General features: G+C 60.8%; 23 protein-coding genes. 4 read left to right on the top strand and 19 right to left on the bottom strand.

All coding sequences use genetic code 11. The features are described from left to right. Nucleotides 1-42 precede the first annotated feature (42 nt). The 4 genes from AC0L7L_RS17995 to AC0L7L_RS18010 all read right to left on the bottom strand — a co-directional run bounded on the left by AC0L7L_RS17995 (nt 43) and on the right by AC0L7L_RS18010 (nt 3,042). The gene (locus tag AC0L7L_RS17995) at nt 43-1,230 is read right to left on the bottom strand and encodes an MFS transporter (protein ID WP_473510470.1); all 1,188 of its coding nucleotides are present in this window, start codon (nt 1,228-1,230) and stop codon (nt 43-45) included. Nucleotides 1,231-1,241: 11 nt separating this feature from the next. Then, entirely contained in the window at nt 1,242-1,637 is a 396-nt protein-coding gene (locus tag AC0L7L_RS18000) for a VOC family protein (protein ID WP_473510471.1), read from the bottom strand. Next, nucleotides 1,637-2,416: a DeoR/GlpR family DNA-binding transcription regulator gene (locus tag AC0L7L_RS18005; protein WP_473510473.1), complete on the bottom strand. Its 780-nt coding sequence runs from the start codon at nt 2,414-2,416 to the stop codon at nt 1,637-1,639. Before AC0L7L_RS18005 ends, AC0L7L_RS18000 begins: the two co-directional genes overlap by 1 nt. A gap of 143 nt (nt 2,417-2,559) precedes the next feature. After that, nucleotides 2,560-3,042, bottom strand: coding sequence for a MarR family winged helix-turn-helix transcriptional regulator (locus tag AC0L7L_RS18010; RefSeq protein ID WP_473510475.1), 483 nt, complete (start codon nt 3,040-3,042; stop codon nt 2,560-2,562). 78 nt (nt 3,043-3,120) lie between these two features. Between AC0L7L_RS18010 and AC0L7L_RS18015 the strand changes: the two genes are divergently transcribed. Continuing rightward, nucleotides 3,121-4,026 carry an EamA family transporter gene (locus AC0L7L_RS18015; RefSeq protein ID WP_272213448.1) on the top strand — a complete coding sequence of 302 codons (906 nt, stop codon included), beginning with the start codon at nt 3,121-3,123 and terminating at the stop codon, nt 4,024-4,026. Between the two features lie 38 nt (nt 4,027-4,064). Here AC0L7L_RS18015 and pyc read toward each other — a convergent pair whose 3' ends face one another. From pyc to AC0L7L_RS18035, 4 genes are all read right to left on the bottom strand, one after another. Continuing rightward, complete coding sequence (pyc, locus tag AC0L7L_RS18020; RefSeq protein ID WP_473510477.1) at nt 4,065-7,523, bottom strand: pyruvate carboxylase; 3,459 nt, start codon at nt 7,521-7,523, stop codon at nt 4,065-4,067. Nucleotides 7,524-7,870: 347 nt separating this feature from the next. Then, nucleotides 7,871-11,065: an efflux RND transporter permease subunit gene (locus AC0L7L_RS18025; protein WP_473510479.1), complete on the bottom strand. Its 3,195-nt coding sequence runs from the start codon at nt 11,063-11,065 to the stop codon at nt 7,871-7,873. Beyond that, on the bottom strand, nt 11,062-12,054 hold the full coding sequence (locus AC0L7L_RS18030) for an efflux RND transporter periplasmic adaptor subunit (protein ID WP_473510481.1): 993 nt from the start codon (nt 12,052-12,054) through the stop codon (nt 11,062-11,064). The genes AC0L7L_RS18025 and AC0L7L_RS18030 overlap by 4 nt, the downstream gene beginning before the upstream one ends. Before the next feature lie 13 nt (nt 12,055-12,067). Next, a complete protein-coding gene (locus tag AC0L7L_RS18035; protein WP_272213455.1) occupies nt 12,068-12,268 on the bottom strand; it encodes a YgaP family membrane protein in 201 nt (66 codons plus the stop codon). Nucleotides 12,269-12,438: 170 nt separating this feature from the next. Here AC0L7L_RS18035 and AC0L7L_RS18040 point away from each other — a divergent pair, with 170 nt between their 5' ends. Continuing rightward, a complete protein-coding gene (locus tag AC0L7L_RS18040) occupies nt 12,439-13,380 on the top strand; it encodes a DnaJ C-terminal domain-containing protein (RefSeq protein ID WP_473510484.1) in 942 nt (313 codons plus the stop codon). Continuing rightward, nucleotides 13,380-13,715 carry a chaperone modulator CbpM gene (locus AC0L7L_RS18045; protein ID WP_272213457.1) on the top strand — a complete coding sequence of 112 codons (336 nt, stop codon included), beginning with the start codon at nt 13,380-13,382 and terminating at the stop codon, nt 13,713-13,715. The genes AC0L7L_RS18040 and AC0L7L_RS18045 overlap by 1 nt, the downstream gene beginning before the upstream one ends. Here AC0L7L_RS18045 and coaBC read toward each other — a convergent pair whose 3' ends face one another. The 4 genes from coaBC to AC0L7L_RS18065 all read right to left on the bottom strand — a co-directional run bounded on the left by coaBC (nt 13,716) and on the right by AC0L7L_RS18065 (nt 18,254). Continuing rightward, nucleotides 13,716-14,915 (bottom strand): bifunctional phosphopantothenoylcysteine decarboxylase/phosphopantothenate--cysteine ligase CoaBC, encoded by a 1,200-nt coding sequence (gene coaBC, locus AC0L7L_RS18050; RefSeq protein ID WP_473510486.1) that lies wholly within the window; start codon nt 14,913-14,915, stop codon nt 13,716-13,718. A 102-nt stretch (nt 14,916-15,017) separates the two neighbouring features. Then, nucleotides 15,018-16,262, bottom strand: coding sequence for a saccharopine dehydrogenase family protein (locus tag AC0L7L_RS18055; RefSeq protein ID WP_272213461.1), 1,245 nt, complete (start codon nt 16,260-16,262; stop codon nt 15,018-15,020). A gap of 87 nt (nt 16,263-16,349) precedes the next feature. Further along, the gene (gene nspC / locus AC0L7L_RS18060) at nt 16,350-17,444 is read right to left on the bottom strand and encodes a carboxynorspermidine decarboxylase (RefSeq protein ID WP_473510488.1); all 1,095 of its coding nucleotides are present in this window, start codon (nt 17,442-17,444) and stop codon (nt 16,350-16,352) included. A 165-nt stretch (nt 17,445-17,609) separates the two neighbouring features. Further along, nucleotides 17,610-18,254 (bottom strand): L,D-transpeptidase, encoded by a 645-nt coding sequence (locus AC0L7L_RS18065; RefSeq protein ID WP_272213462.1) that lies wholly within the window; start codon nt 18,252-18,254, stop codon nt 17,610-17,612. A gap of 167 nt (nt 18,255-18,421) precedes the next feature. Here AC0L7L_RS18065 and AC0L7L_RS18070 point away from each other — a divergent pair, with 167 nt between their 5' ends. Beyond that, a complete protein-coding gene (locus AC0L7L_RS18070) occupies nt 18,422-18,919 on the top strand; it encodes an MmcB family DNA repair protein (RefSeq protein WP_272213463.1) in 498 nt (165 codons plus the stop codon). Here AC0L7L_RS18070 and AC0L7L_RS18075 read toward each other — a convergent pair. From AC0L7L_RS18075 to AC0L7L_RS18105, 7 genes are all read right to left on the bottom strand, one after another. Continuing rightward, nucleotides 18,916-19,497, bottom strand: coding sequence for an ActR/PrrA/RegA family redox response regulator transcription factor (locus AC0L7L_RS18075; protein WP_272213464.1), 582 nt, complete (start codon nt 19,495-19,497; stop codon nt 18,916-18,918). The genes AC0L7L_RS18070 and AC0L7L_RS18075 overlap by 4 nt on opposite strands. Nucleotides 19,498-19,690: 193 nt before the next feature. Continuing rightward, the gene (locus AC0L7L_RS18080) at nt 19,691-20,083 is read right to left on the bottom strand and encodes a CBS domain-containing protein (protein ID WP_272213465.1); all 393 of its coding nucleotides are present in this window, start codon (nt 20,081-20,083) and stop codon (nt 19,691-19,693) included. Then, on the bottom strand, nt 20,080-20,247 hold the full coding sequence (locus tag AC0L7L_RS18085; protein WP_473510492.1) for a hypothetical protein: 168 nt from the start codon (nt 20,245-20,247) through the stop codon (nt 20,080-20,082). The genes AC0L7L_RS18080 and AC0L7L_RS18085 overlap by 4 nt, the downstream gene beginning before the upstream one ends. 22 nt (nt 20,248-20,269) lie before the next feature. Continuing rightward, a complete protein-coding gene (locus AC0L7L_RS18090; protein WP_473510494.1) occupies nt 20,270-21,286 on the bottom strand; it encodes an FAD:protein FMN transferase in 1,017 nt (338 codons plus the stop codon). Between the two features lie 3 nt (nt 21,287-21,289). Beyond that, complete coding sequence (nqrF, locus tag AC0L7L_RS18095) at nt 21,290-22,516, bottom strand: NADH:ubiquinone reductase (Na(+)-transporting) subunit F (protein WP_272213468.1); 1,227 nt, start codon at nt 22,514-22,516, stop codon at nt 21,290-21,292. Beyond that, nucleotides 22,513-23,124, bottom strand: coding sequence for an NADH:ubiquinone reductase (Na(+)-transporting) subunit E (nqrE, locus tag AC0L7L_RS18100; protein ID WP_473510497.1), 612 nt, complete (start codon nt 23,122-23,124; stop codon nt 22,513-22,515). The genes nqrF and nqrE overlap by 4 nt, the downstream gene beginning before the upstream one ends. After that, nucleotides 23,121-23,786 (bottom strand): NADH:ubiquinone reductase (Na(+)-transporting) subunit D, encoded by a 666-nt coding sequence (locus tag AC0L7L_RS18105; RefSeq protein WP_473510499.1) that lies wholly within the window; start codon nt 23,784-23,786, stop codon nt 23,121-23,123. The genes nqrE and AC0L7L_RS18105 overlap by 4 nt, the downstream gene beginning before the upstream one ends.

Genomic DNA, 23,786 nt, shown 5'->3' on the forward strand with positions numbered 1-23,786 from the left:
ATCTTACCTTCAGGTGGTACAATGGCGCGGTGTTGTCAACTGTCAGCCGATCCTGTCGCGGTCGGCATAGCGCATCATCGGCGCCATCAGGAAGACAATGACGGGAAGAAGCGACAGGCCGGTGAAGATCGGTGAAAACCCGGTATGCTCGGCCAGAAAGCCGATCGCCGAGGGCGCAACCAGAATGCCGGAATAGCCCAGCGTGGTCGCCACCGAAAGCCCGATGCCCGGCGCCAAACCCGGCAGGTTTCCGACGGCTGAAAACGCAATCGGCACCATGTTGGAAATGCCAAGGCCGGCAATCGCAAAGCCGACGATGGTCAGAAACGTGGACGGCGCAAGCCCTGCAAACAGCAGGCCCGTGAACGACAGCACGGCGCAAATCCGCATGGTTGTCACCCCGCCCAGCCGATCGCGGACATGGTCGCCTGCAAAGCGCATTGTCGTCATGGAGAGCTGGAAGGCCGCAAAACCGAAGCCGGCCCAGGCGATATCGACGCCCAGTTCGTCATGCAGGTAAAGTGCGCTCCAGTCCATGATGGCGCCTTCGGGGATCATCGAAAACAGCGCTACAATGCCGATCAGCCATGGAAGCGGCGTCATCGGAAGACGGATCTTCTGGTGGCGTTCTTCTCCGGTGGGCGTATCCTCAATAAGCCTCGGAAAGCCGACAGCAAGGAACAGACCGGCGAGAATGGTGGCCGCAAGCGCGTGGCCAAGCGGCCCTGTTGTGGCAATCAGAACGCCGCCGAAACCTGCGCCCAGAAGTCCGCCGAGGCTCCAGAAGGCGTGGCAGGACGACATGATCGCCCGATGTTCTACCTTTTCGACAGCCACCGTATTGGCGTTTATCGTTACATCCATCGAGGCCATCAGCCCGCCAAACAGGAAGATCACAATCGCGGCCAGCCAGATGGTGTTTGAAAGCGTAATCAGGATCAGCATCGGCAGGAACATCAGCGCTGCCGCCTTGCTGACCTTGGTGGAACCGAAGCGGGCGTTAAAAATACCGGCCAGCGGCATGGCAAGGATCGACCCGATGCCGAAGACAAGGATCATCAACCCGAGTTCGCCTTCCGAAAGCCCCAGCTTTTCGGCAAAGATCGGAATTTTGGGCGCCCACGAGCCCATATAGAAGCCGTTCATCAGAAACATCAGCGAGATGCCGAGGCGGTGGGGGGACATGTATCGGCGCGGGCGTCTGGTCGCATCAAGCGAAGTTTCTGTCATTGTTGTTCTCGTTATGCGGTAATTTCAATGTGGTTTCCGTCCGGGTCGGAGAGGACGGCCTCGTAGAAACCGTCACCGGTGGTGCGGGGCGGGCCGACGAGAAAGCCGGCGCCTTTTGCCGCCGCTGCCTGCCGGTCAACTGCGGCAGCGCTTCCAAGGCTGATGGCGATATGGGCGTAGCCGGGCCTTTCGGTTGACGGGTCATTCACCGGACAGAGCCACGGCGCCTGCATCAGTTCGATAGCAGGCCCGTCTGTCAGTGTCATGAAGCGCGAAACAAAACCGGGCCGACGTCTGCTTTCATAGCGCTCACCCACTTTGGCACCGAAGACATCCCGGTAAAAAATGGCAAGACGCTCCAGGTCATGGGTCCAGAGCGCGACATGGGCAATGCGGGCAGCGTTCATCATGCCTGTCCTCTGCCGATCAGCGCGAGCCCCGTTTCCTCAAGCGCCTGAATGGCGCCGGGGCCGAGTGTGCCTGGAATTGCGAGGGCGTCGAGTGCATCGAGCGCGATCACGCTGCAGGGTGCGCGGGTGGCGTATTTTGCTGCCGTCACGGCGGTGACCACCCGGTGGGAACACGCCGCCGCCTCGCGTTTGAACAAGGCGTCCTCATAGTGAAAGCAGGTGAGGCCGGCATCGATATCGAGCCCGCAGGTGCCAAGCAGGCAAAGGTCGAAATGGAAGGCCTGAATATCTTCGATCGACCGGGCGCCGATGGCGCCGCCGACCGCACGATGGATCCGTCCGCCGGTGATGACCACATCAAGCGTCTGATGACCGTCGAGGGCGGCGGCAACAGCCGGTGCATTGGTGACGATTGTGGTCCGGCGGTTTTCGGGCAAGGCGCGGGCGGCGGCAATATTGGTGCTGGAGGCATCGAAAAATACGGTCATGCCGTCTTCGATCTCGCCCGCAAGCAGGCGACCGAGCTCCTCTTTTTCGGCGTCAACGGCCCTGTCGCGGGCGCCGAGCGGTCCGGCAGCAGGCGCGACGGGCAGGGCGCCGCCATAGACGCGCTCGCACAGACCGCGCGCGGCCATATCGCGCAGATCGCGGCGGATCGTATCTTCGGAGACGGCAAATTCCGCCGCCAGATCGGTTGTCAGAACCCGGCCAGAGGCCTTGAGGCGCTGAAGGATGATGTCTTGTCGTTCGCGGATCAGATAGTCTTGCATCGCCATTGTCCAAATCGTGCAGAAACGGGCATAATCTGGATTGAACAGGCATGCAAGTGTTATACCGCAATATTCTACGGGGCCGCGCAGACCAGTTTAGATCTCTTCAATAGGGGGGAACCATGGCTGATAACGGAGAGGGGACGATCCTACTCGAACGCTGCCAGCCATTTTGCCAGCAGGCGGTTTAGTGTTTCCCGCTCATCTTGAGCAAGCGCCGCAATCAGCCGGTGCTGGTTCTCGACATGGGCGCTCACGGCCTCATCGATCAGGGCGAAGCCCGTGTCGTTGAGTGCAATCACGAAGCCGCGACCGTCTTCCGGGTTGCGCTGGCGCAAGATAAAGCCTGCTTCCTCAAGCCGGTCCAGACGATTGGTCATGGTTCCGGAAGACACCATCGTCCGGTCCATCAGAGCCGAGGGGGAAAGCGCATAGGGCGGGCCCGCGCGGCGAAGCGTGGCCAGCACATCAAAGCTTGCCGCATTCAGTCCATAGCGTGCAAAAACCGTCTCCAGATTGCGCGCAAGGTGCACCTGAAGCCGTTTCATCCGTCCCATGACACCCATCGGCATGGCGTCGAGGTCGGGGCGTTCGGCCTGCCACTCGGCAAGAATGCTGTCCACATGATCCATGGCAGGAAGGTGAAAGAAGTTTATCTTGACGTCAAGTTAAATCCATATAGTTTGACGTCGAGATAAATGGAGGCAATCATGCCCAGGACATCCGACTTCCTGCTGACCGCACTGGCGCCCGCGATCTGGGGCAGCACCTATATCGTCACCACCGAGTTGTTGCCATCGGGCCTGCCGTTGACGCTGGGGCTGTTGCGGGCGCTGCCGGCTGGGCTGATCTTGTTGCTGCTGGTGCGCCAATGGCCAAGGGGTGCGATGTTGCCGCGCCTTTTTGTGCTCGGGTTTCTGAATTTCGCCTTGTTCTGGAGCCTGCTGTTCGTGGCCGCCTATCGCCTGCCCGGCGGCGTTGCCGCAACGCTTGGCGCCACGCAGCCGTTGATCGTGTTGTTTCTGGCGCGCGCAGCACTTGGTACGCAGATCAGGCTGCTGGGGGTGGCCGCAGCACTTATCGGCCTTGTTGGCGTCGGCTTTCTCGTGCTCTCGCCGGACGCGGTGCTGGATCCGCTGGGAATTGCCGCATCCTTTGGTGGCGCGCTTTCGATGGCCGCAGGCACGGTTTTGACACGCAAATGGCAGTTTCCGGTGCCGCCGCTGACGCTGACCGCCTGGCAGTTGACGACCGGTGGCCTGCTTCTGCTGCCGCTGGCCATCATTTTCGAACCGGCCTTTCCAGTACCGACACTGCAAAACATCGTCGGTCTTGTCTGGCTCGGCGTTGTCGGCGCGGCGCTCACCTATTTCCTCTGGTTTCGCGGAATTGCCCGGATCGGCCCGTCAAGTGCAGCGCTTCTGGGCTTTCTGAGCCCGCTGAGCGCCGTTGTCCTCGGCTGGATTATTCTGGGACAGGCCCTGTCATTGCCGCAGATTGCCGGTGTCATCCTGATCCTCGCAAGCCTCTGGCTTGGCCGTCATGCCGGGCGCAACGCCGCAATGCCGCAACCGGACATGACCGCGCCCCTGAAAGCCAAAACCCCGGCCGAATGACCGGGGTTTTGCAAATGTCGGGCTGAAGAAAGCGTTCGTCAGTCCTCGAACACCACCAGAAGGTCCTTGGCGTCGATCTGGTCGCCCGCCTTCACATGGACTTCCTTGATGACGCCGTCACGGTCGGCGTGGAGCGCGGTTTCCATCTTCATTGCCTCGATCGAAACCAGCACGTCGCCGGATTCGACCTGCTGGCCGGCGGAAATGGCCACGGTGGAGATTACACCCGGCATCGGCGCGCCGATCTGGTTCTGGTTGGCTGGGTCGACCTTCTGGTTGACACCGCCGGTCGCACCATGGGCCCGATCGGGCACCTTGATCGAGCGGGGCGCACCGTTGAGCTCGAAGAACACCGTGACCATGCCCTTTTCGTCGGCGCTGGTGATCGCCTGGTTCTGAACCACCAGCGTCTTGCCGCGTTCGATGTCGGCGATCAGCTCATTGCCTTCGTCGAGACCGTAGAAATAGGCAGGCGTCGGCAGAACCGCGACAGGGCCGTAGGTCTCGCTGGCCAGCGCGTAGTCGACGAACACCTTCGGGTACATCAGATAGGATGCAAGCTCGAAATCATTGATCTCGCGCCCGATCTTTTCTTCGGCTTCCTTGCGTTCGGCCTCGAGGTCGGCGGCTTCCAGCAGAGAACCGGGCCGCACCGTATAGGGTTCATCGCCCTTCAGTGCCTTCTTCTGCAGGCCTTCCGGCCATCCGGCCGGCGGCTGGCCGAGGTCGCCCTTCAGCATCGAGACGACCGAATCCGGGAACGACATGTCCTTGGCGGGATTTTCGACATCGCTGACGGCGAGATCCTGGCTGACCATCATCAGCGCCATGTCGCCGACGACCTTGGAAGACGGCGTCACCTTGACGATATCACCGAACATCTGGTTGGCGTCGGCATAGGCCTGCGCCACTTCGTGCCAGCGGGTTTCAAGGCCGAGCGAGCGGGCCTGTTCCTTGAGGTTGGTAAACTGGCCGCCCGGCATTTCGTGAAGATAGACTTCCGAGGCCGGTCCCTTGAGGTCGCTTTCAAAGGCTGCATATTGGTGGCGCACAGCCTCCCAGTAAAACGAGATGCGGCGGATATAGCCGGTATCCAGCCCCGGATCGCGCTCGTGACCCTTCAGTGCCTCGACGATGGAGCCAAGGCAGGGTTGAGAGGTGTTGCCGGAAAACGCGTCCATGGCCGCGTCGACGGCATCGACGCCGGCATCGACAGCCGAAAGCACGGTAGCCGCGGCGATCCCGGACGTGTCGTGGGTGTGGAAATGGATTGGCAGCTCGGTGGCATCGCGCAGTGCCGTAAACAGCATCTTCGCCGCTGCCGGTTTCAGCAGGCCGGCCATGTCCTTGACCGCGATGATATGGGCACCGGCGGCTTCCAGTTCCTTCGCAAGCTCGGTGTAATATTTCAGATCATATTGCGGTCGCTTGGCGTTCATGATGTCGCCGGTGTAGCAGATTGCCGCCTCGCAGAGCTTGCCTTCCTCGGCCACGGCATCCATCGAAACGCGCATGTTTTCCACCCAGTTCAGGCAGTCGAAAACGCGGAACAGATCAATCCCGCCCTGCGCTGCCTGTCGGACGAAATATTTCACCACATTGTCGGGATAGTTCTTGTAGCCAACGCCATTGGCACCGCGCAGCAGCATCTGCAGCAGCAGGTTCGGTGCATTTTCGCGCACCTTTGCCAGCCGTTCCCACGGGTCTTCCGTCAGAAAGCGCATGGACACGTCGAAGGTCGCGCCGCCCCAGCATTCCAGCGACAGAAGCTCCGGCAGCGCCTTTGCATAGGTCCCGGCAATAGTGGCAATGTCATGGGTGCGCATACGGGTCGCCAGCAGAGACTGGTGACCGTCGCGCATGGTGGTGTCGGTCATCAGGACGCGCTTTTCATTGCGCATCCATTTGGCGAATTTCTCCGGTCCCATCTGGTCGAGAAGCTGCTTGGTGCCCGGCTTCGGATCACCCTCGATGAAGGGCACGACGGGCGCGGCAATTTCGTCGGATGGCTTCGGACGGCCCTTGACCTCCGGATGACCGTTGACTGTGACGTCGGCCAGATAGTTCAGAAGCTTGGTGGCGCGGTCAGCGCGCTTGACCTGGGAGAAAAGCTCCGGCGTTTCGTCGATGAAACGCGTGGTATAGCTGTAATCCATGAACTGCGGATGGGTGATGATCGCTTCAAGGAATGTCAGGTTGGTGGCGACGCCACGAATACGGAACTCCCTGAGGGCGCGATCCATACGGCGGGCTGCTTCCTGCGGGGAGGGCGCCCATGACGTCACCTTTTCCAGAAGCGGATCATAGAACCGGGTGATCACTGCACCGGAATAGGCGGTGCCGCCGTCCAGCCGGATGCCGAAACCGGTGGCGCCGCGATAGGCGGTGATCCGGCCGTAATCGGGAATGAAGTTGTGCTCCGGGTCTTCGGTGGTGATGCGGCACTGGAGCGCATGGCCGCGCAGATAGATTTCGTCCTGCGGGGGAACGCCGGATTCTTCGGTACCGATCACAGCGCCGTCGAGAATATGGATCTGCGCCTTGACGATATCGATGCCGGTCACGGTTTCCGTCACCGTGTGCTCGACCTGAATGCGCGGATTGACCTCAATGAAGTAGAATTTTCCGGTATCGGCATCCATCAGATATTCGACGGTGCCGGCGCCGATGTAATCAGTCGCCCGGCCGATTTTCAGCGAGTATTCGGCAAGTTCGGCGCGCTGTTCTGCATTGAGGTAGGGTGCCGGCGCGCGCTCGACGACCTTCTGGTTGCGGCGCTGGATCGAGCAGTCACGTTCGAACAGGTGTACGACATTGCCATGGGTGTCACCGAGGATCTGGCTTTCCACATGGCGGGCGCGTTGCACCAGCTTTTCAAGATAGACTTCGTCCTTTCCGAAGGCGGCCTTTGCCTCGCGCTTGGCTTCGATGACTTCGCGGGCGAGATCGTCCTTGGAATGGATGGCGCGCATGCCGCGTCCGCCGCCGCCCCAAGACGCCTTCAGCATTACCGGATAACCGATCTCTTCGGCCATCTTTTCGACTTCCGTCATGTCATCGGGCAGTGGCTTGGTGGCGGGCACGACCGGAACGCCGACCTCGATGGCAAGATTGCGCGCGGCGACCTTGTTGCCGAGCCGTCGCATGGTTTCTGCCTTGGGGCCGATGAAGGTGATACCGGCTTCGGCACAGGCATCGACGAATTCAGGGCTTTCGGAAAGCAGGCCGTAACCGGGGTGGATGGCATCGGCGCCGGAAAGCTTGGCAACGCGGATGATCTCTTCAATCGAGAGGTAGCTTTCGATCGGCCCCATATCATGGTCGAGATGCGGGCCGCGTCCGACCTGATAGCTTTCATCTGCCTTGAAGCGGTGGAGCGCCAGCTTGTCTTCTTCAGCCCAAATCGCGACCGTTTTTATGTCGAGTTCGTTTGCAGCGCGAAAAACACGGATGGCAATCTCGGAACGGTTGGCGACAAGTATCTTAGAAATCGGCAAGGAAGGCCTCCTCAGGAAAAAGCGTGACAATCGCAATTTTAAACTCATAGCCAAACTCTGGACAGAGCGCAAATCCGCCTGATGGCTAAGTTAATTGTGGACCAATCCTGAGACGAGGCCAAGCCGGAATGCACGCGCTGCAAGGTTTCATCTGCTGTAGAGCGCACAAATTTCGGCAAGTTGCCGGGTTCGAGGCGGCCTGTCGGTTGGCTCAGCCAGGATTTGACGACCTCATGTCCTTGACCTGCTTCTGGCCAGCGCTAACTCGGCTTTTGAAAACACGCAAACGGGCGGCGCAGATGCGTGCCGCCCGTTTGCCGCGTTGCAGGATAGATCGTTGCGTCCGGTCAGCTTCTCAGGGCACGGTAGATTGCCGGAATAATCAGCACCGTAAGCAATGTCGACGATATCAGCCCGAACAGCAGCGAAATTGCCAGCCCCTGGAAGATCGGATCGGCGAGGATCACCGTCGCGCCGATGATGGCTGCGAGCGCAGTCAGCAGGATCGGCTTGAAGCGGATCGAACCGGCGGCGATCAGCGTGTCGATCATCGGCACATCGTCCGACTTTGTATGTCGGATGAAGTCGACCAGCAGGATCGAATTGCGCACGATAATGCCGGCAAGCGCAATGAAGCCGATCATCGAGGTCGCCGTAAACGGGGCGTTGAACATCCAGTGGCCGAGCATGATGCCGATAAAGGTCAGCGGCACCGGTGTCAGGATCACAAGCGGCAGTTTGAACGAGCCGAATTGGGCGACGACAAGGATATAGATGCCCAGCAGCGCGACCATGAAGGCGGCACCCATGTCGCGGAAGGTCACCCAGGTAACCTCCCATTCGCCGTCCCACAGAAGCACAGGTTCGGTTGCGTCCTCCGGCTGGCCGTGGAGCTTGATGGCCGGTTTCGGCAGATCGCCCCAGTCCATCGCGTCGATCGCATCCTGAACCGCAAGCATGCCATAAAGAGGCGCCTCGTAGTCCCCGGCCAGCTCGCCGGTGACCATATCGGCATAGTGCCCGTTGTGGCGGAAGATGGCGTAGGAGGTCAGCTCTTCCGTGACGCTCACGACATCGCCGAGTTCGACAACTGATGCGGTGCCACCAGTGGTCGAGGCAACCGGCGTCGACAGGAAGGTTTCATCGAGGACCTTCTGGTCCTTCGTGCGACCGATCTCGATTGGCATCGGCGGTCTGCCGCCGCCACGATGGGAATAGCCCACCGTCGTCGTGCCGTTGAGCGCGGCAAGAGCATCGAAGACATCCTGTTCGGCGACCCCGTAATATTCGAGATCGTCGCCCGAAATCGTCACCCTCAGACGCCGCGCCTGCTGACCGTAGCTGTCATCGACATCTACGATGAAGGGCACGGAGCGGAACGCCGTCTTCACCTTTTCGGCGACAGCATGCCGGGTTTCGGCGTCCGGACCATAGATTTCGGCCAGCAGTGTCGCCATCACTGGGGGACCGGGCGGCGGTTCGACAATTTTCAGAGAACTGCCTTCCGGCACGGCGACTTCGGCGAGAATCTGCTGTCGCAGGTCGAGCGCGATCTCGTGGCTTGAGCGATCGCGATCGCCCTTGGGGGTGAGGTTGATCTGGACGTCACCCATCTCCGGCCGGTTTCGCATGTAGTAATGGCGAACGAGACCGTTGAAGTTGAAGGGCGAGGCGGTTCCTGCATGGGTCTGAACCGAAATCACCTCCGGTGCTTGGAGAACCACATCGGCAACGGCCTGGGCAATCGCATCCGTCTCCTCGACCGAGGCGCCTTCCGGCAGGTCGATGGTCACCTGCAGCTCTGACTTGTTGTCGAACGGCAGAAGTTTGACCGTAACGTGTTTGGTGTAGAACAGGCTGAGCGAACCGAAGGTTGCCAGAAGTACCAGACCGATGAAGGTCCATGAACGGAGCTTGGTCTTCAGGATCGGGCGGGCCGCCGCTGCATAGGCACGGCCGAGCGGCCCGCCGCCATGGCCATCATCGCCATGAAGCTTGGCGTTTCCGGCAATCTTCACCATCAGCCAGGGCGTGATCATCACGGCGACGAAAAACGAAAAGATCATCGCCGCGGAAGCAACCGCCGGGATCGGGCTCATATAGGGGCCCATCATGCCGGAGACGAACATCATCGGCAACAGCGCCGCCACGACGGTCAGCGTCGCCACGATCGTCGGATTGCCGACCTCGGCAACGGCTTCGATTGCCGCTTGTGTGCGCGTCCGTTCGTCGGGCATGGCCCAGTGACGGGCGATGTTCTCGATCACCACGATGGCGTCATCCACCAGAATGCCGATGGAGAAGATCAGCGCGAACAGCGACACGCGGTTCAGCGTATAGCCCATGATATTGGCGGCAAACAGCGTCAGCAGGATCGTGATCGGAATGACGATGGCCACGACCAGCGCCTCGCGGAACCCAATGGCGACCCAGACCAGGACGATGATCGAAACCGTGGCGAGGGCCAGATGGAACAGCAGTTCATTGGCCTTCTCATTGGCGGTTTCGCCATAATCCCTTGTGACGGCAACCGACATGGTGTCGGGAATGAGCGTGCCTTTGAGTTCATCGACGCGACGGAGAGTGTCGTGCGCGACATCAACCGCATTGGCCCCGGCGCGCTTGGCGATCGCCAGGGTCACGGCGGGAACGCGGTCCATCGTGCCATCTTCGGCAAGCGTGACCGAGGAGGCGATGGCATCGGAATCGTCGGTGATATAGGTGATATCGGCGACATCGCGCACATAGACCGGCCTGCCGTCGGCGCTTGTCAGCAAAAGATTGCCGATTTCGCCGGGGGAAGACAGCGTCTGACCGGCCATCACGTCGACCTGCATACCGTTGTCGCGCACGGTGCCGGTTGAAAACGCGCGGTTTGCCGCCGTCACCTTGCCAGTCAGAGCCTTCAGCGTGACACCGTAAAGGGCTAGCCGTTCCGGATCGGGCGCGACGCGGATTGCCTCGCCGGTCTCGCCGACCAGATAGGTCAACCCGACCTCATCGATCTTGGTCAACTCGGTCTGCAGTTCGCGGGCCACCCGGGTCAGATCGTTTGCGGTAATGTCGGTATCTGCACCGGCAGAGGGCGTCAGCGTCAGCGCTACAATGGCGACATCATCAATGGTGCGTCCGATGATCAGCGGTTCGGGAATGCCGACGGGAATGTCGGCCATATTGGCCATGACCTTGTCATGAACGCGCAGAACGGCGCTGTCGGATGGCGTACCAACCTTGAAGCGGGCCGTAACCATGACCTGGTTGTCGGACGTCTGGGAATAGACATGTTCGACATCATTGATGCCCTTGATGATCGTCTCCAGCGGTTCGGAGACGAGCTTGACGGCATCTTCCGCCTTCAAACCGGGCGCCTGGACGATGATATCGACCATAGGAACGGAGATCTGCGGCTCTTCTTCGCGGGGCAGCGTGAACAGTGCGACGAGGCCAAGCGCGAGCGCTGCCAGAAGGAAGAGCGGTGTCAGCGGCGAGGCGATGAAGGATTTCGTCAGCCCGCCGGCAAGGCCAAGCTTGTGCGGTTTCATGGGACAATTACCTCATCGCCTGCGACAAGCCCGGTCAGCACTTCGATCATGGTCTGGCCATCGATTTCGGCATTGCCGCCGGTCATCACGGTTTTTTCCCGTGTCTGGCCGCCGCTCAGCGTAACCGTGACGAAGTCCAGCCCATGGCGGGTGGAAACGGCCGTTGCGGGCACGAAAAATGCATGGCGCTCACCGATCGGGACGCGCACCAGAAAGCGCTCGTTGACATAGCCGGTCTTTAGTCCGTCGACTTCGACATCGGCAATCACCCGGTTGTTGTCGAGCTCGGGATAGAGCTTCACCAGTTTGCCCGTTGCTTCACCCTCGGCGTCGGGACGACTGATTTCGATGGTCGCGCCCTCCTGCAACAGATTCGCATGGCGGGCAGGAATGGCGAGCCTCAAGAAAAAGCCGCCGGAGCCGATCGTTGCAATGGTTTCGCCCGGCATGATTACCGAGCCTTCAACCACCGGCACCTGCAGCACACGCCCGGACGCCGGAGCGAGGATCTCGCCCTCGCGCAATTGCTGGCGGACCACCTCCATATTGGCGTTGACGGAGGCGATATTGTTGACCACGACGTCGACTTGGGTTCTCAGCGTATCGAGTTGCTGGTTGCTCATGACACCGCGCTGATTGAGGTTTTCACCGCGCGCCAGCTCCGAGCGCGCGTTTTCGAGCGAGGCCTGAAGCCCTTTGAGTTGGGCCTCGTATGCTGCGATCTGGTAATCGAGCTTGTCATCCTTGACGGTGCCGATCACATCACCTTCGCTGACCGTATCGCCTTCGGTCAGCGTCAGGGTTTCCAGTGTGCCGCCGAGGCGGGCACGCGCCGGAACGGTGTCGCGGGCCTTGACCTCGCCATAAACCGCCTTCCACTCCGGCACGGTCATCGGCTCGACCTTCAGCGTTGCCGCTCCGGCTGAGGCGGCGGTGATCAGCGCGATCAGAAGCGCGGCCGCGCCGCGCCATGCAAGAGCTTTGGGCATGATCATCTCACTTTTAAAATGCGGTGCCGGGTTTGAAGCCGAGCTTCCTGAAAATCATGGCTGCCGGGCAGAAGCCGGTGAAGGCAGACTGCAGCATGTTGAGGCCGATAAAGGCGGTGAACCAAAGCCAGTAAATGCTCACAAAAACCGTCAGAAGCACCGACAGGAGGATCATGACACCGGCAAAGGCCAGGACTGCGCGATCGAGAGACATTGCAAACTCCTCGTTTAAAGATACGTACTTTCGTATATACGGTATTATAGCGAATTTGCAAGGCCCGTTATACTTCCCCATTCAGCCTTTCGGCGTCTGGAAACACGGACCGGAAGTTCCCATATTATAAGGCGAGGCGGTCGGTCCGCCGATTGATCAAGGTCACGAGCATGGTTGAACAACAAGACACACTCGATCCCTATAATCTGCTCGGTGTTGCCAAAACGGCCTCTCAGGACGAAATCAAGAAGGCCTACAGGCAACTTGCCAAGAAACTCCATCCGGACCTCAACCCTGGTGATGCAGCCAAGGCCGAACAATTCGGTCGGGTGACGGCGTCCTATGACCTGTTGAGCGATCCGGAAAAACGCAGGCGGTTCGACGCCGGGGAGATCGACGCCAATCAGCAGGAGCGACCGGAGCGGCAATATTATCGAACCCATGCCGAGGCCGATCCGAGCGCGCGCTACGAGTTCGAAGGCGGGTATGATGATCTCGGCGAGTTCTTTTCCCGCGCCTTCGGTGGCCGGGCTTCCGCAGGATCCAGGCAGGAGCGCGGTTCAATGCGCATGCGTGGCGAGGATCGTCATTTTCACCTTCAAGTCAGCCTCATCGAAGCGCTTTCCGGCGCGAAGAAGACAGTCGGCCTGCCCGAGGGCGGGCGGATTGCGCTGACGATCCCCGCCGGAATTGAGGATGGCAAGACGCTGCGGCTTTCCGGTAAGGGTGCGCCGGGCGTCAATGGCGGCCCGCCGGGTGATGCCTATGTGCGTGTTGAGGTTCTGCCCGATGCCGTCTTCGTCCGTGATGGCGATGATATCTTGCTCGATCTGCCTCTCGGGATCGATGAGGCCGTTCTGGGCGCCAGCGTCCCTGTGCCGACAATTGACGGCCGGGTCAACCTTAAGGTCCCGGCCAGTTCCAGCTCAGGCAAGGTCATGCGGCTCAAAGGTAAAGGCGCGCCAAAATCCGGCGGCGGCGCTGGGGACATGCTTGTGACGCTGAAGATCGTATTGCCGCCAAAGCCCGACCCCGCCCTTGAGGAAGCGCTCAGAGCATGGCAGGGCGAACACGGGTTCGATCCGCGCGCGGGCTGGAAGGGAGGCCGGTGATGATCATCATGACCAAAACGCAAGTCTTGGAAAGGATCGGCCGGCTGAGCGCCGAACGCCTGGAAATCTGCATCACCCGCACCTGGGTGAAGCCGCATCAGGGTGAGCGCGGACCAGCCTTCGACGAAACCGATCTGGCCCGTCTCCAGCTGATTGTCGAACTGACCGAAGACCTCGAGGTCAACGACGAGGCGGTGCCGGTCGTTCTGCGACTGATGGATGAACTCAGCACGTTGCGCCGGCGCATGAAGGCGCTCGATGCCGCGCTCAATGCCGAAGGTGAGGACGTCCGCACAGCGGTGATTGCACGGTTGCAGGATCGGCCAAAGGCCTGATCAGACCCGCCCGGCAACCCAGTCCGCCAACTTGCGGGCAACCGCCTGTTTGTCCATTTCGGGCCAGGTCTCGGCGCCGTCTTTCGTCACCAGCGTCACCTGGTTTCGGGCGCCACCCATAACGCCTTCCTTCGACACATCATTGGCGACGATCAGATCGGCGCCCTTGCGGGCAAGTTTGTCGCGGGCATAAGTGGCGATATCGCTGGTCTCGGCGGCAAAGCCGATCACAAGGCCGGGGCGCTGTTGATGATGGCCGACGGTCTTAAGGATATCCGGGTTTTCGGTGAGTTGCAGCGGCGGCGGCGTTTCTCCGGGCTTCTTCTTGATTTTCTGCGTTGCCGAATCCGTAGCCCGCCAGTCGGCAACAGCGGCGACCATGATGGCAATATCGGCAGGCAGCGCCTGTTCCACGGCGGCCAGCATTTCACGCGCGCTTTCCACATGCACGGTTCTGACACCGGCAGGGTCGGCAATCGTCACCGGGCCGGAAACCAGCGTGACGTCTGCGCCCAGCTTCGCAAGGGCAGCCGCAATCGCATGACCCTGACGGCCGGAGGAACGGTTGGCGATATAGCGCACCGGATCGATGGCCTCATGGGTCGGGCCGGAGGTGATAACCGCACGCATTCCCGCAAGCGGCTTCGGCGCCGCGTCAAAAAAAGCGTCAACGGCTGCGACGATCTCCAGCGGCTCCGCCATGCGGCCGGTGCCGGTCTCACCGCTTTCGGCCATCTCGCCCGCGACCGGGCCGATGGTCATCGCACCATCTGCGACGATGGTCGCCAGATTGCGCTGCGTTGCGGTGGCCGTCCACATTTTCGGGTTCATGGCGGGGGCCAGCAGCACCGGGCAATCGCGCGCCAGCAGCACCGCGCTTGCAAGATCATCGGCCAGACCATTGGCCATTTTGGCCATCAGATTGGCAGTCGCGGGGGCTACCACGATCAGGTCGTTTTCGCGCGCCAGCCGGATATGGCCGATATCCTGTTCCTCGGTGCGGGAAAACAGTTCGGTAAACACGTGTCCGCCGGACAGTGCGCCAACGGCGAGCGGCGTGATGAATTCCTGCGCCGCCGCTGTCATCAGGGGCGTGACATGCGCTCCGCGCTCCTTAAGCCGGCGGATCAGGTCGAGGCTTTTATAGGCCGCGATGCCACCGGTGATGACGAGAAGAATGCGTTTGTGTTTCAGCGACATGGTAAGCCCGCTTGTTGTTCGTGACGGTTTTAGCATGAAGCGGGCAAAGAAAAACCCCGCTGCGAGAACGCGGCGGGGCTGATGTCGGGCCGATTGTCTGACTTACTTCGAGAAATCCAGTGCCCGGTCGCCGTTCTCATCCTTTATGCGTGTCGGCAGGCCGATGTGGTTCAGAATGTGCAGGAACGGCTTCGGCGGCAGTTCCTCGACATTGGCCATGGTCTTCACGTCCCATTCGCCGGATGCCACCAGAATGGCAGCGGCAACAGGCGGAACGCCGGCGGTATAGGAAATGCCTTGGCTGCCCACTTCGTTGTAGGCTTCCTTATGGTCGGCAACATTGTAGATGAAGACTTCCGCCGGCTTGCCGTCCTTGGTGCCTTTGACGAAATCGCCGATGCAGGTCTTGCCGGTATAGTTCGGCGCCAGCGAGGATGGGTCGGGCAGTACCGCCTTGACCACCTTGAGCGGCACCACTTCCTGGCCTTCTGCCGTCATCACCGGCTGCTCGGACAACAGGCCGAGGTTTTTCAGAACGGTGAATACGGTGATGTATCGTTCGCCAAACCCCATCCAGAAGCGGACATTGGGTGAGCCCATATTCTTCGACAGCGAATGGATCTCGTCATGGCCGGACATATAGGCCGTCTGCTTGCCGACGACCGGCAGATCGAATTCATGGCCGACCTCGAACATCGTGTTCGTCGTCCATTCATTGTTCTGCCACGCATAGACCGTGCCGGTGAATTCGCGGAAATTGATCTCCGGATCGAAATTGGTGGCGAAATACTTGCCATGGTTTCCGGCATTGATGTCGACGATGTCGATATCGGAGATGTCGTCAACATAGTCATCCTTGGCAAGGCGGGCAAAGGCATTGACGACACCGGGATCGAAACCGGCGCCGAGAATGGCGGTGACGCCCTTTTCAACGCAGCGGTCCTTGCGCTTCCATTCGTAGTTTGCATACCACGGCGGGGTTTCGCAGATCTTGTCCGGCTCTTCGTGAATGGCGGTGTCGATATAGGCCGCGCCCGTCTCAAGGCAAGCTTCCAGAACCGACATGTTGAGGAAGGCGGTGCCGACATTGATGACGATTTCGACCCCGGTCTGCGTGATCAGAGCCACAGTTGCCGGGATGTCGAGTGCGTCGAGCTGATGGCCCAGCAGAACACCGTCCTGCTTCATCGCCTTCTTCTCGATCACACTTTCGATGATCGCATCGCATTTCGACTTGGTGCGTGAGGCGATATGGATATCGCCGAGCACATCATTGTTCTGGGCACATTTATGCGCAACCACCTGGGCCACGCCGCCCGCGCCGATAATCAGCACATTTTTCTTCATCGGAACAACGCCTCCGGTTTTAGGCAGCTTATCCTGCCTGAAATCAAGGGTCGGAGCGGCACGCCGCTCCGCGGGATCAGCCCGGCCTTATGACAGGGCGGATCTGAAATCTTCATAACCGAATTCGCGAACGGTACGGATTTCACCGTTTTCTTCGCGGATCGCGATTGCCGGCATTCTCACGCCATTAAACCAGTTCTTTTTGACCATCGTGTAACCGGCTGCGTTTTCGATCGACAGATGGTCGCCGACCTTAACGGGTTCTTCAAAGGAAAACTCGCCGAAAATATCGCCTGCGAGGCAGGACTTTCCGCAGATCATAACCTGATGCGGCCCGGTGTCCGGCAAAATCTTCGCATTTTCGCGATAGATCAGCAGATCCAGCATGTGAGCCTCGATGGATGAGTCGACAATGGCAAGGTCCTTACCGTTGTTCAGCGTGTCGAGCACGGTGACTTCCAGTGTGGCGGCCCCCGTAATCGCCGCTTCGCCCGGCTCCAGATAGACCTGAACGCCATACTTTCCGGCAAAACCCTTCAGCCGCGCGGCGAGCTTTTCCAGCGGATAGCTTTCGCCGGTAAAATGAATGCCACCGCCGAGGCTCACCCAGTCGAGCCGTTCGATCAGAGGGCCGAAACGTTCCTCAATGACCGTCAGCATTTCGTCGAAACGGGCGAAATCCTCGTTCTCGCAATTGTTGTGAAACATGAAGCCGGAGACCTGATCGAGCACCGCTTCAATCACCGCCGGATCATGTTCGCCAAGGCGCGAGAATGGTCGGGCCGGATCGGCAAGATCGAAATCCGAGGTCGAGACCTGCGGATTGACGCGCAGGCCGCGGATCTTGCCTTCCGACTGCGCCTTGAAACGGGAAAGCTGGCCGATCGAGTTGAATATGATCTTGTCGCAGTTTGCGAGCACCTCGTCGATCTCGTTTTCGCTGTAGGCAACCGAATAGGCATGGGTTTCGCCGCCGAATTTTTCAAAGCCGAGCTTGACTTCATAGAGCGAGGACGAGGTGGTGCCATCCATATACGCGCTCATCTGGTCGAACACCGACCAGGTGGCAAAGCATTTGAGCGCCAGAAGCGCCTTGGCCCCGGAAGCTTCGCGCAGCCAGGCGATCTTGTCGAGGTTCGCCTGGAGACGGGACCTGTCGATGAGATAATAGGGGGTCTGCATAGCCGGGCCTTTCGGTTTGCGGCGAAAGGTCATGCCGCTTGGGTCTGATGGGCTCTATCTATCGAACGAAACGCCAAAATCAAGCGCAGCGCCGACAATTCGATGCCGGAAATGAAAAAGGCGGCCCCGAAGAGCCGCCTTGCGGATGCAATTTCAAGCGCTGTCTCAGCCCGGAAGCACGACCACCTTGGTGCGCTGGTCGGGGTCGACGCGGGCGTAAAGGTCGATGATGTCCTGGTTGATCATGCGGATGCAACCGGAGGAAACCGCCTGGCCGATCGAGGTCCAGTTGGGGTTGCCGTGGATGCGGAACATGGTGTCGTTGCCGTTGCGGTAAAGGTAGAGCGCGCGGGCGCCGAGCGGGTTCATGATGCCAGCCTCCATGCCGCCGGCATATTCCTTCAGCTCGGGCTGGCGCTTGATCATGGCTGACGGCGGATACCAGGTCGGCCATTCGGCGCGGCGTCCGATATAGGCATCGCCGGACCAGCGGAAACCGTCGCGACCGACGCCGATCCCGTAGCGAACGGCCTTACCGTCTTCTTCCACATAGTAGAGCAGGCGCTCCTTGGTATCGACCACAATCGTGCCCGGCTTTTCATCGGTCTCGTAATCGACGACCTGGCGGCGATATTTGTCGTCCACTTCCGCGATTGGCACCCGTGGCAGGTCAACGCCGTCGTCGTTGATGGCGGCATAGGCGGAAATCGGCGCCATCTTGCCCGAGGACATGCTGTCGGTCGTGGTGCAGCTAGCGGCGGCAAGCAGGCCGGTGAAGGAAAGTGCAAGGAGAAGTGTTCTGATGTGCATGGCCTGTCTCGTGGCGACGATTGAAGCGAAAAGTGATAATAGTTAGCTGATATAAGCTTATGGTTAACATTTCATTGCGTGACAAGCGCAAGTAGTGCGAAGCCACGCAGACAGCTGCACACGGGCAGTGGGCTGTTGTGAAAATGCATCGATTGAAGGGAAGTTCCATGGCGATTGTCGACCTTCACGCCAAGAACCCGACGGCAGATGGCCGCCAGTCTGAAAGAGCCTTGTTGGTGCGTCGCGGCGTGCAGCATCTGATGAAGCACATGCGGCACGCATCGATCAGCGAGATGACGCTCAGGAACGGCCGACGGGCCGATCTGATCTGCCTCACCGAAAAGGGCGAGATCTGGATCATCGAAATCAAGTCGTCGGTCGAGGATTTTCGTGTCGACCGCAAATGGCCGGACTATCGCGACTATTGCGACCGGCTGTTTTTCGCGACCCATGCCGGGGTTCCGCTCGATATCTTTCCCGAAGACTGCGGCCTGCTGCTGGCCGATCGCTACGGCGCGGAAATCGTCAGGCCGGCGCCGGAACACAAGCTGGCACCGGCGCGCCGCAAGGTGCTGACTCTTGCCTTTGCCCGCAATGCCGCCGAACGGCTGACATCGGCCGAACTGGTGCTGGAGCGGCTGGAATCGGAAGGCGTTTCGTTTTAGCGCGGCGCGCGTTTTGCGAGGATCCGCTGCAGGGTGCGGCGATGCATGTTGAGACGGCGCGCGGTTTCGGAGACGTTTCGGTCGCACATTTCGTAGACACGTTGAATGTGTTCCCAGCGCACCCTGTCGGCCGACATCGGGTTTTCCGGCGGGTCAACCTTTTCGCCCGGCGCCTGGGTCAGCGCGTGGACGATATCGTCGGCATCGGCGGGTTTGGCGAGATAGTCGAGCGCGCCAAGTTTTACGGCAGTGACGGCGGTGGCGATATTGCCGTATCCGGTCAGCACCACGATACGGGTATCGGGCCTTGATTCGCGGATGGCGGCGATCACGTCCAGCCCGCTGCCATCTTCAAGCCGCAAGTCGACGACCGCATATTTCGGTGGATGCGCTTTCGCTCTCTCAATGCCTTCCGCCACGGTTTCCGCCGTTGCGATTGCAAAACCGCGCGTCTCCATGGCGCGGGCAATGCGGCGCAGAAAGGGCGTGTCATCATCGACGATCAGAAGGCTCATATCGCCCTCCGGTGCGCCCAGGCTTTCATCCCGCGTGAAATCCGATTTCTCAGTCTCGTCCATGTCCGTCTTGCCTGAATTCGCTGTGCGGCAAATGACCGCGCGTCAATGCTATCGGATGCTTATGAACCTCGAAAGCCCGGGGGTAAACCCTGATCCACTTGAAAAAACCGTCTCGCCGGGCGGCAGGAAACCGCCGCTTAGGCCGGAGGTCACGGGGGCGATGGCTGTGGCAGCAATGGCGCGGGCGGAACGTCTATCCGCTGAGCCGCACCAAGGCCGAAAGCACATCGGATCGGCGCAGAAGCCCGATCAGCTGATTACCGTCGGTGACGGGGAACACCCGATGCGGATGGGCGATGAAGGCTTCGGCGGCGGCAACGAGGTCGGTGCTGGCCGGCAGGCTGACGACGTTGCGGCTCATATAATTAGCGACCGTGCCTTTCCATTCCTGATAATAGCTTGCCTGAAGGGCCGGGTTGAAACAGTCCTTCTGGGTGAGGATGCCGATGAGTGCATCACCCTCGTCGACGACCGGCGCGGCCGCAGCTCTGCTTTCGACGAGCAACGCCACGGCACGGCGGATCGGCATGTCCGGCGTCACGGTCAGTGTGTCGGTTTTGGTGATCTCCGCAATCGTGTCGGTCATTTCGTCTGCCCCGATCCACGGTTCGGGCAGCCTTCGCAGGCGGCTTCCTTCATGCAGGCCATGCCGCCGCACGAGCCCTTCAGGGGGCCGCGGCCGCTGAGCAAGCCGACGCCAAGTCCGGCCATGACCAGAAGGAAGATCGCGATTGCCATCAGGATTTCCATGTTCGTGCTCCTGTTGAAGAGACTATAGCAGGAAACGGTCGAAGCCGCCGGTGGTTTCGTGGCGAAGCCCGTCGCCGTCATGAAAAAGGAACAGCGCTGTGACCGACTGGCGGCGCGCCAGAAGAGGCCCGCTTTCGCCGGCTGCCGTCAGCGCGGTGGCCCAACCATCCGCCGTCATCGCATCAGAGCCGAGGACCGAGACCGACGCGATTGTGCCCTCGACCGGAACGGCATGGCGCGGATCGATGATGTGGCTGTAGCTGTGGCCGGAAAGCGTGTAGCTCTGCGCGCGAAGGCCCGAGGTCGCGACCGCGCAATCGGCAAGCCGCAGCACGCCGGCGCTGCCGGTTGAAGCCAGACGCGGGTCTTCCACGGCAACCTGCCACGGCCTGCCGGCCGGATGGTTGCCGTGTGCAACCAACTCTCCGCCGAGATCAATCAGGAAATCCCTATGTCCGGCTTGCAGAAGCCTGTGGGCCATCAGGTCGAGTGCGCGCCCCTTGGCGATGCCGCAAAGGTCGATGGTGGCGCCGTTCTGGGTCTTTTCGAGGCGGTTGCCATCGACCGCCAGCGCATGCCAGAGCGAAGGTGCACCGCCATCGGCGGTTCTTCCCTCAATCGGCCCGAAGCCATAGCGCGCCACCAGCGGGCCGATGCTCGGGTCAAACCAGCCATTGCTCTTCCTTGCCAGTTCAAGCGCGCTGTCGGCCACGAAGGCTGTTTCTGCCGAGACCGGTTTGCTGCCGGGGCCAGCGAGGTTGAATGCGCTGATTTCGCTGTCGGCCCGCCATGGCGACATCATCCGGTCGAAGCCGGAGAGAAGCATTTCAATCTCGCCGCGAAGCGCCTCGGGCCGGGCCGTGTCCGGCACGGTTACGCGCCATGTGGTGGCGAAGGCCTCACCGCTGATCTGCCGCGTTGCTGGGGCGGATTTCAGGATCGCCGGTGCCGCGGCGCGGGCACCGGTCGCGGCCAGAAAAGCCGTTCCGGTAAGCGCCAGAACGCGGCGGCGGGTCAGAAATGCTTGACGTGCGTTCATGGGTCAGACTCCGAAATCGTCATAGAAGATGGACTTCGGCTCGATGCCGAGCCGGTGGAGCGTGGAGGTTACCGCCGAAATCATCACCGGCGGCCCGCACATGTAATATTCGCAGTCCTCGGGTGCGGGATGGCGGGAAAGCTCCGCGCGCACGACATCGTGGATAAACCCGCTGGCGCCCGTCCAGCGGTCGCCGGGCGCGGGATCGGAAAGCGCCGGCGTCCACGAGAAATTGTCGTGTTCGTCGGCAATCTTCTCGAATTCCTCGACATAGAACAGGTCGGCCACCGAGCGTGCGCCGTAGAAATAACGCATCCGCCGCGGCGTGCCTTTGCCGATCTGGTCGTGGATCATGGCGCGAAGCGGCGCCATGCCGACACCGCCGCCGATGAAGACCATCTCGCGTTCGGTCGGCTGGACCTCGAACTCGCCGAACGGGCCGGACGCTTCAACCGCGTCGCCCGGTTTCAGAGCAAATAGCCAGGAGGAGACCACGCCGGGCGGAATTTCCTGCTCGCGGCCCGGTGGTGGTGCGGCAAGGCGGATATTGAAGACGGCGCGTTCCTGCCTGGCATCTTCCGGACGGCAGGCGATTGAATAGGCCCGCGTCACCGGTCTTTCGGCATAGGATGTCATGTCCGACCAGCCGGAGATCTTCCAGGGGTCGCGAAACGCCGGGTCGATTTCGATATCGTGGAAGTTGAGCCCATAAGCCGGTGCGGTGAGCTGCATGAAACCGCCGGCAACAAAATCGAATGGCTGACCTTCGGGCAGTTGCAACACCAGCTCCCGGATCAGCGGCGCCTTCATGGTGTTGGACACCACGCGACAGGTAAAGCCGGTCGCGCCGACAAAGTCCTGCGGCACGGTGACAGAGCATGGGCCGCGCAGCGCGGTTTGGCAGGCAAGGCGCATTTTGGCACGTCGCTCGGCGGCAGAGAGCACGCCGCGCTCGGTCGCCTGCGGTTCACCGGCGCCTTCACCCTCCACATGCACCCGGCAAAGCCCGCATGTGCCCGATCCGCCGCAGGCTGCCGGAATACCGATGCCCGCGCCATGCAGCACGCCAAGCAGGCGGTCGCCACGATTGGCCTCGATTTCCATTGTGTCGTTGACCGTGATCGTCAGCGCCTCGGCGGGGATCAGGCGCGCGCGGGTGATCAAGAGCGCCAGCGTGAGAACCAGCACGAGACCGACAATGACAAGGGCTCCGACTGCGATCTCGTTCATGGCGTCACCATTTGCGCAAATGCCGAAAAGCCCAGCGACATCATCCCGGCGATTGCAAAGGTGATGCCGAGCCCGCGCAGGCCCTGCGGCAGGTCGGCATAGGAAAGGCGCGAACGGATCGCGCCGAGGAGAACGACGGCGACCCCGAAACCGAAGCCCTGGCCAAGGCCGAACACCGCCGACTGGCCGATGCCGTAATTACGGTCGACCATGAACAGGCTGCCGGCGAGAATCGCGCAGTGCACGGTCAGAAGCGGCAGGAACACGCCAAAGGAAGCGTAGATTGCCGGAAAGAACCGGTCGAGCACCATTTCCACGAGCTGGACCGTGGCGGCGATGACGCCGATGAACGAGATCAGCTTCAGATAGGAAAGGTCGATATCCGGCATGCCGGCCCAGGCCCAGGCACCGGGTGCAAGCAGGGCATGATAGATCACCTGGTTGAGCGGCACGGTGACGCCCATAACGGCCGTCACGGCGATGCCGAGGCCGATGGCTGAAGCGGTGCGGCGCGACAGCGCCAGAAAGGTGCAGAGCCCGAGAAACAGGGTCAGCGGTGCGTTTTCAACGAAGGCCGCGCTTAGGAAAAGGTTCCAGAGGTCGGTCATTTTCCGGGCTCCTCTGTCTTCGGCGGGTTGAACTCCGAGGGTTCCGCCTGTGCGGGCAGGACGGTGCGCACCGCCCAGACCAGTCCACCAAGCATGAAGAAGGCGCTGGGTGCCAGCAGCATCAGGTTCAGCGGCGTGAACCAGCCACCGTCGGCAACCACCGGAAACACCTGATAACCCATCAGCTTGCCGGCACCGAACAGTTCACGCGCCGAACCGATGACGATCAGCACCAGCGAATAGCCGAGCCCGTTGCCGAGCCCGTCGACCATGGAGGGCAGCGGCGGGTTGGAGCGCGAGAACGATTCGGTACGGCCCAGCACCAGACAATTGGTGGTGATCAAGCTGACGAACACCGAAAGCTTGCGGCTGATGTCAAACAGATAGGCCTGCAGGATCTGGTCGATGACGACCACCAGCGAGGCGACGATCACGATCTGGACAATCAGCCGGATCGAGTCCGGAATATGCCGCCGGATCAGGCTGACGAGGCCGGCAGACAGTACCAGAACCGTGGTCAGCGACGCCGACATGGTCAGCGCGGTCGCAACCGACGTGGTCACCGCCAGCGCCGAACAGATGCCGAGGATCTGCAGCGTTACCGGGTTTTGCAGGACGAGCGGCTCCGTCAGCGTCGACCAGAGATTGGTTGACCGGGCCAT

The organism is Martelella sp. K41-7 (genome assembly GCF_055808365.1).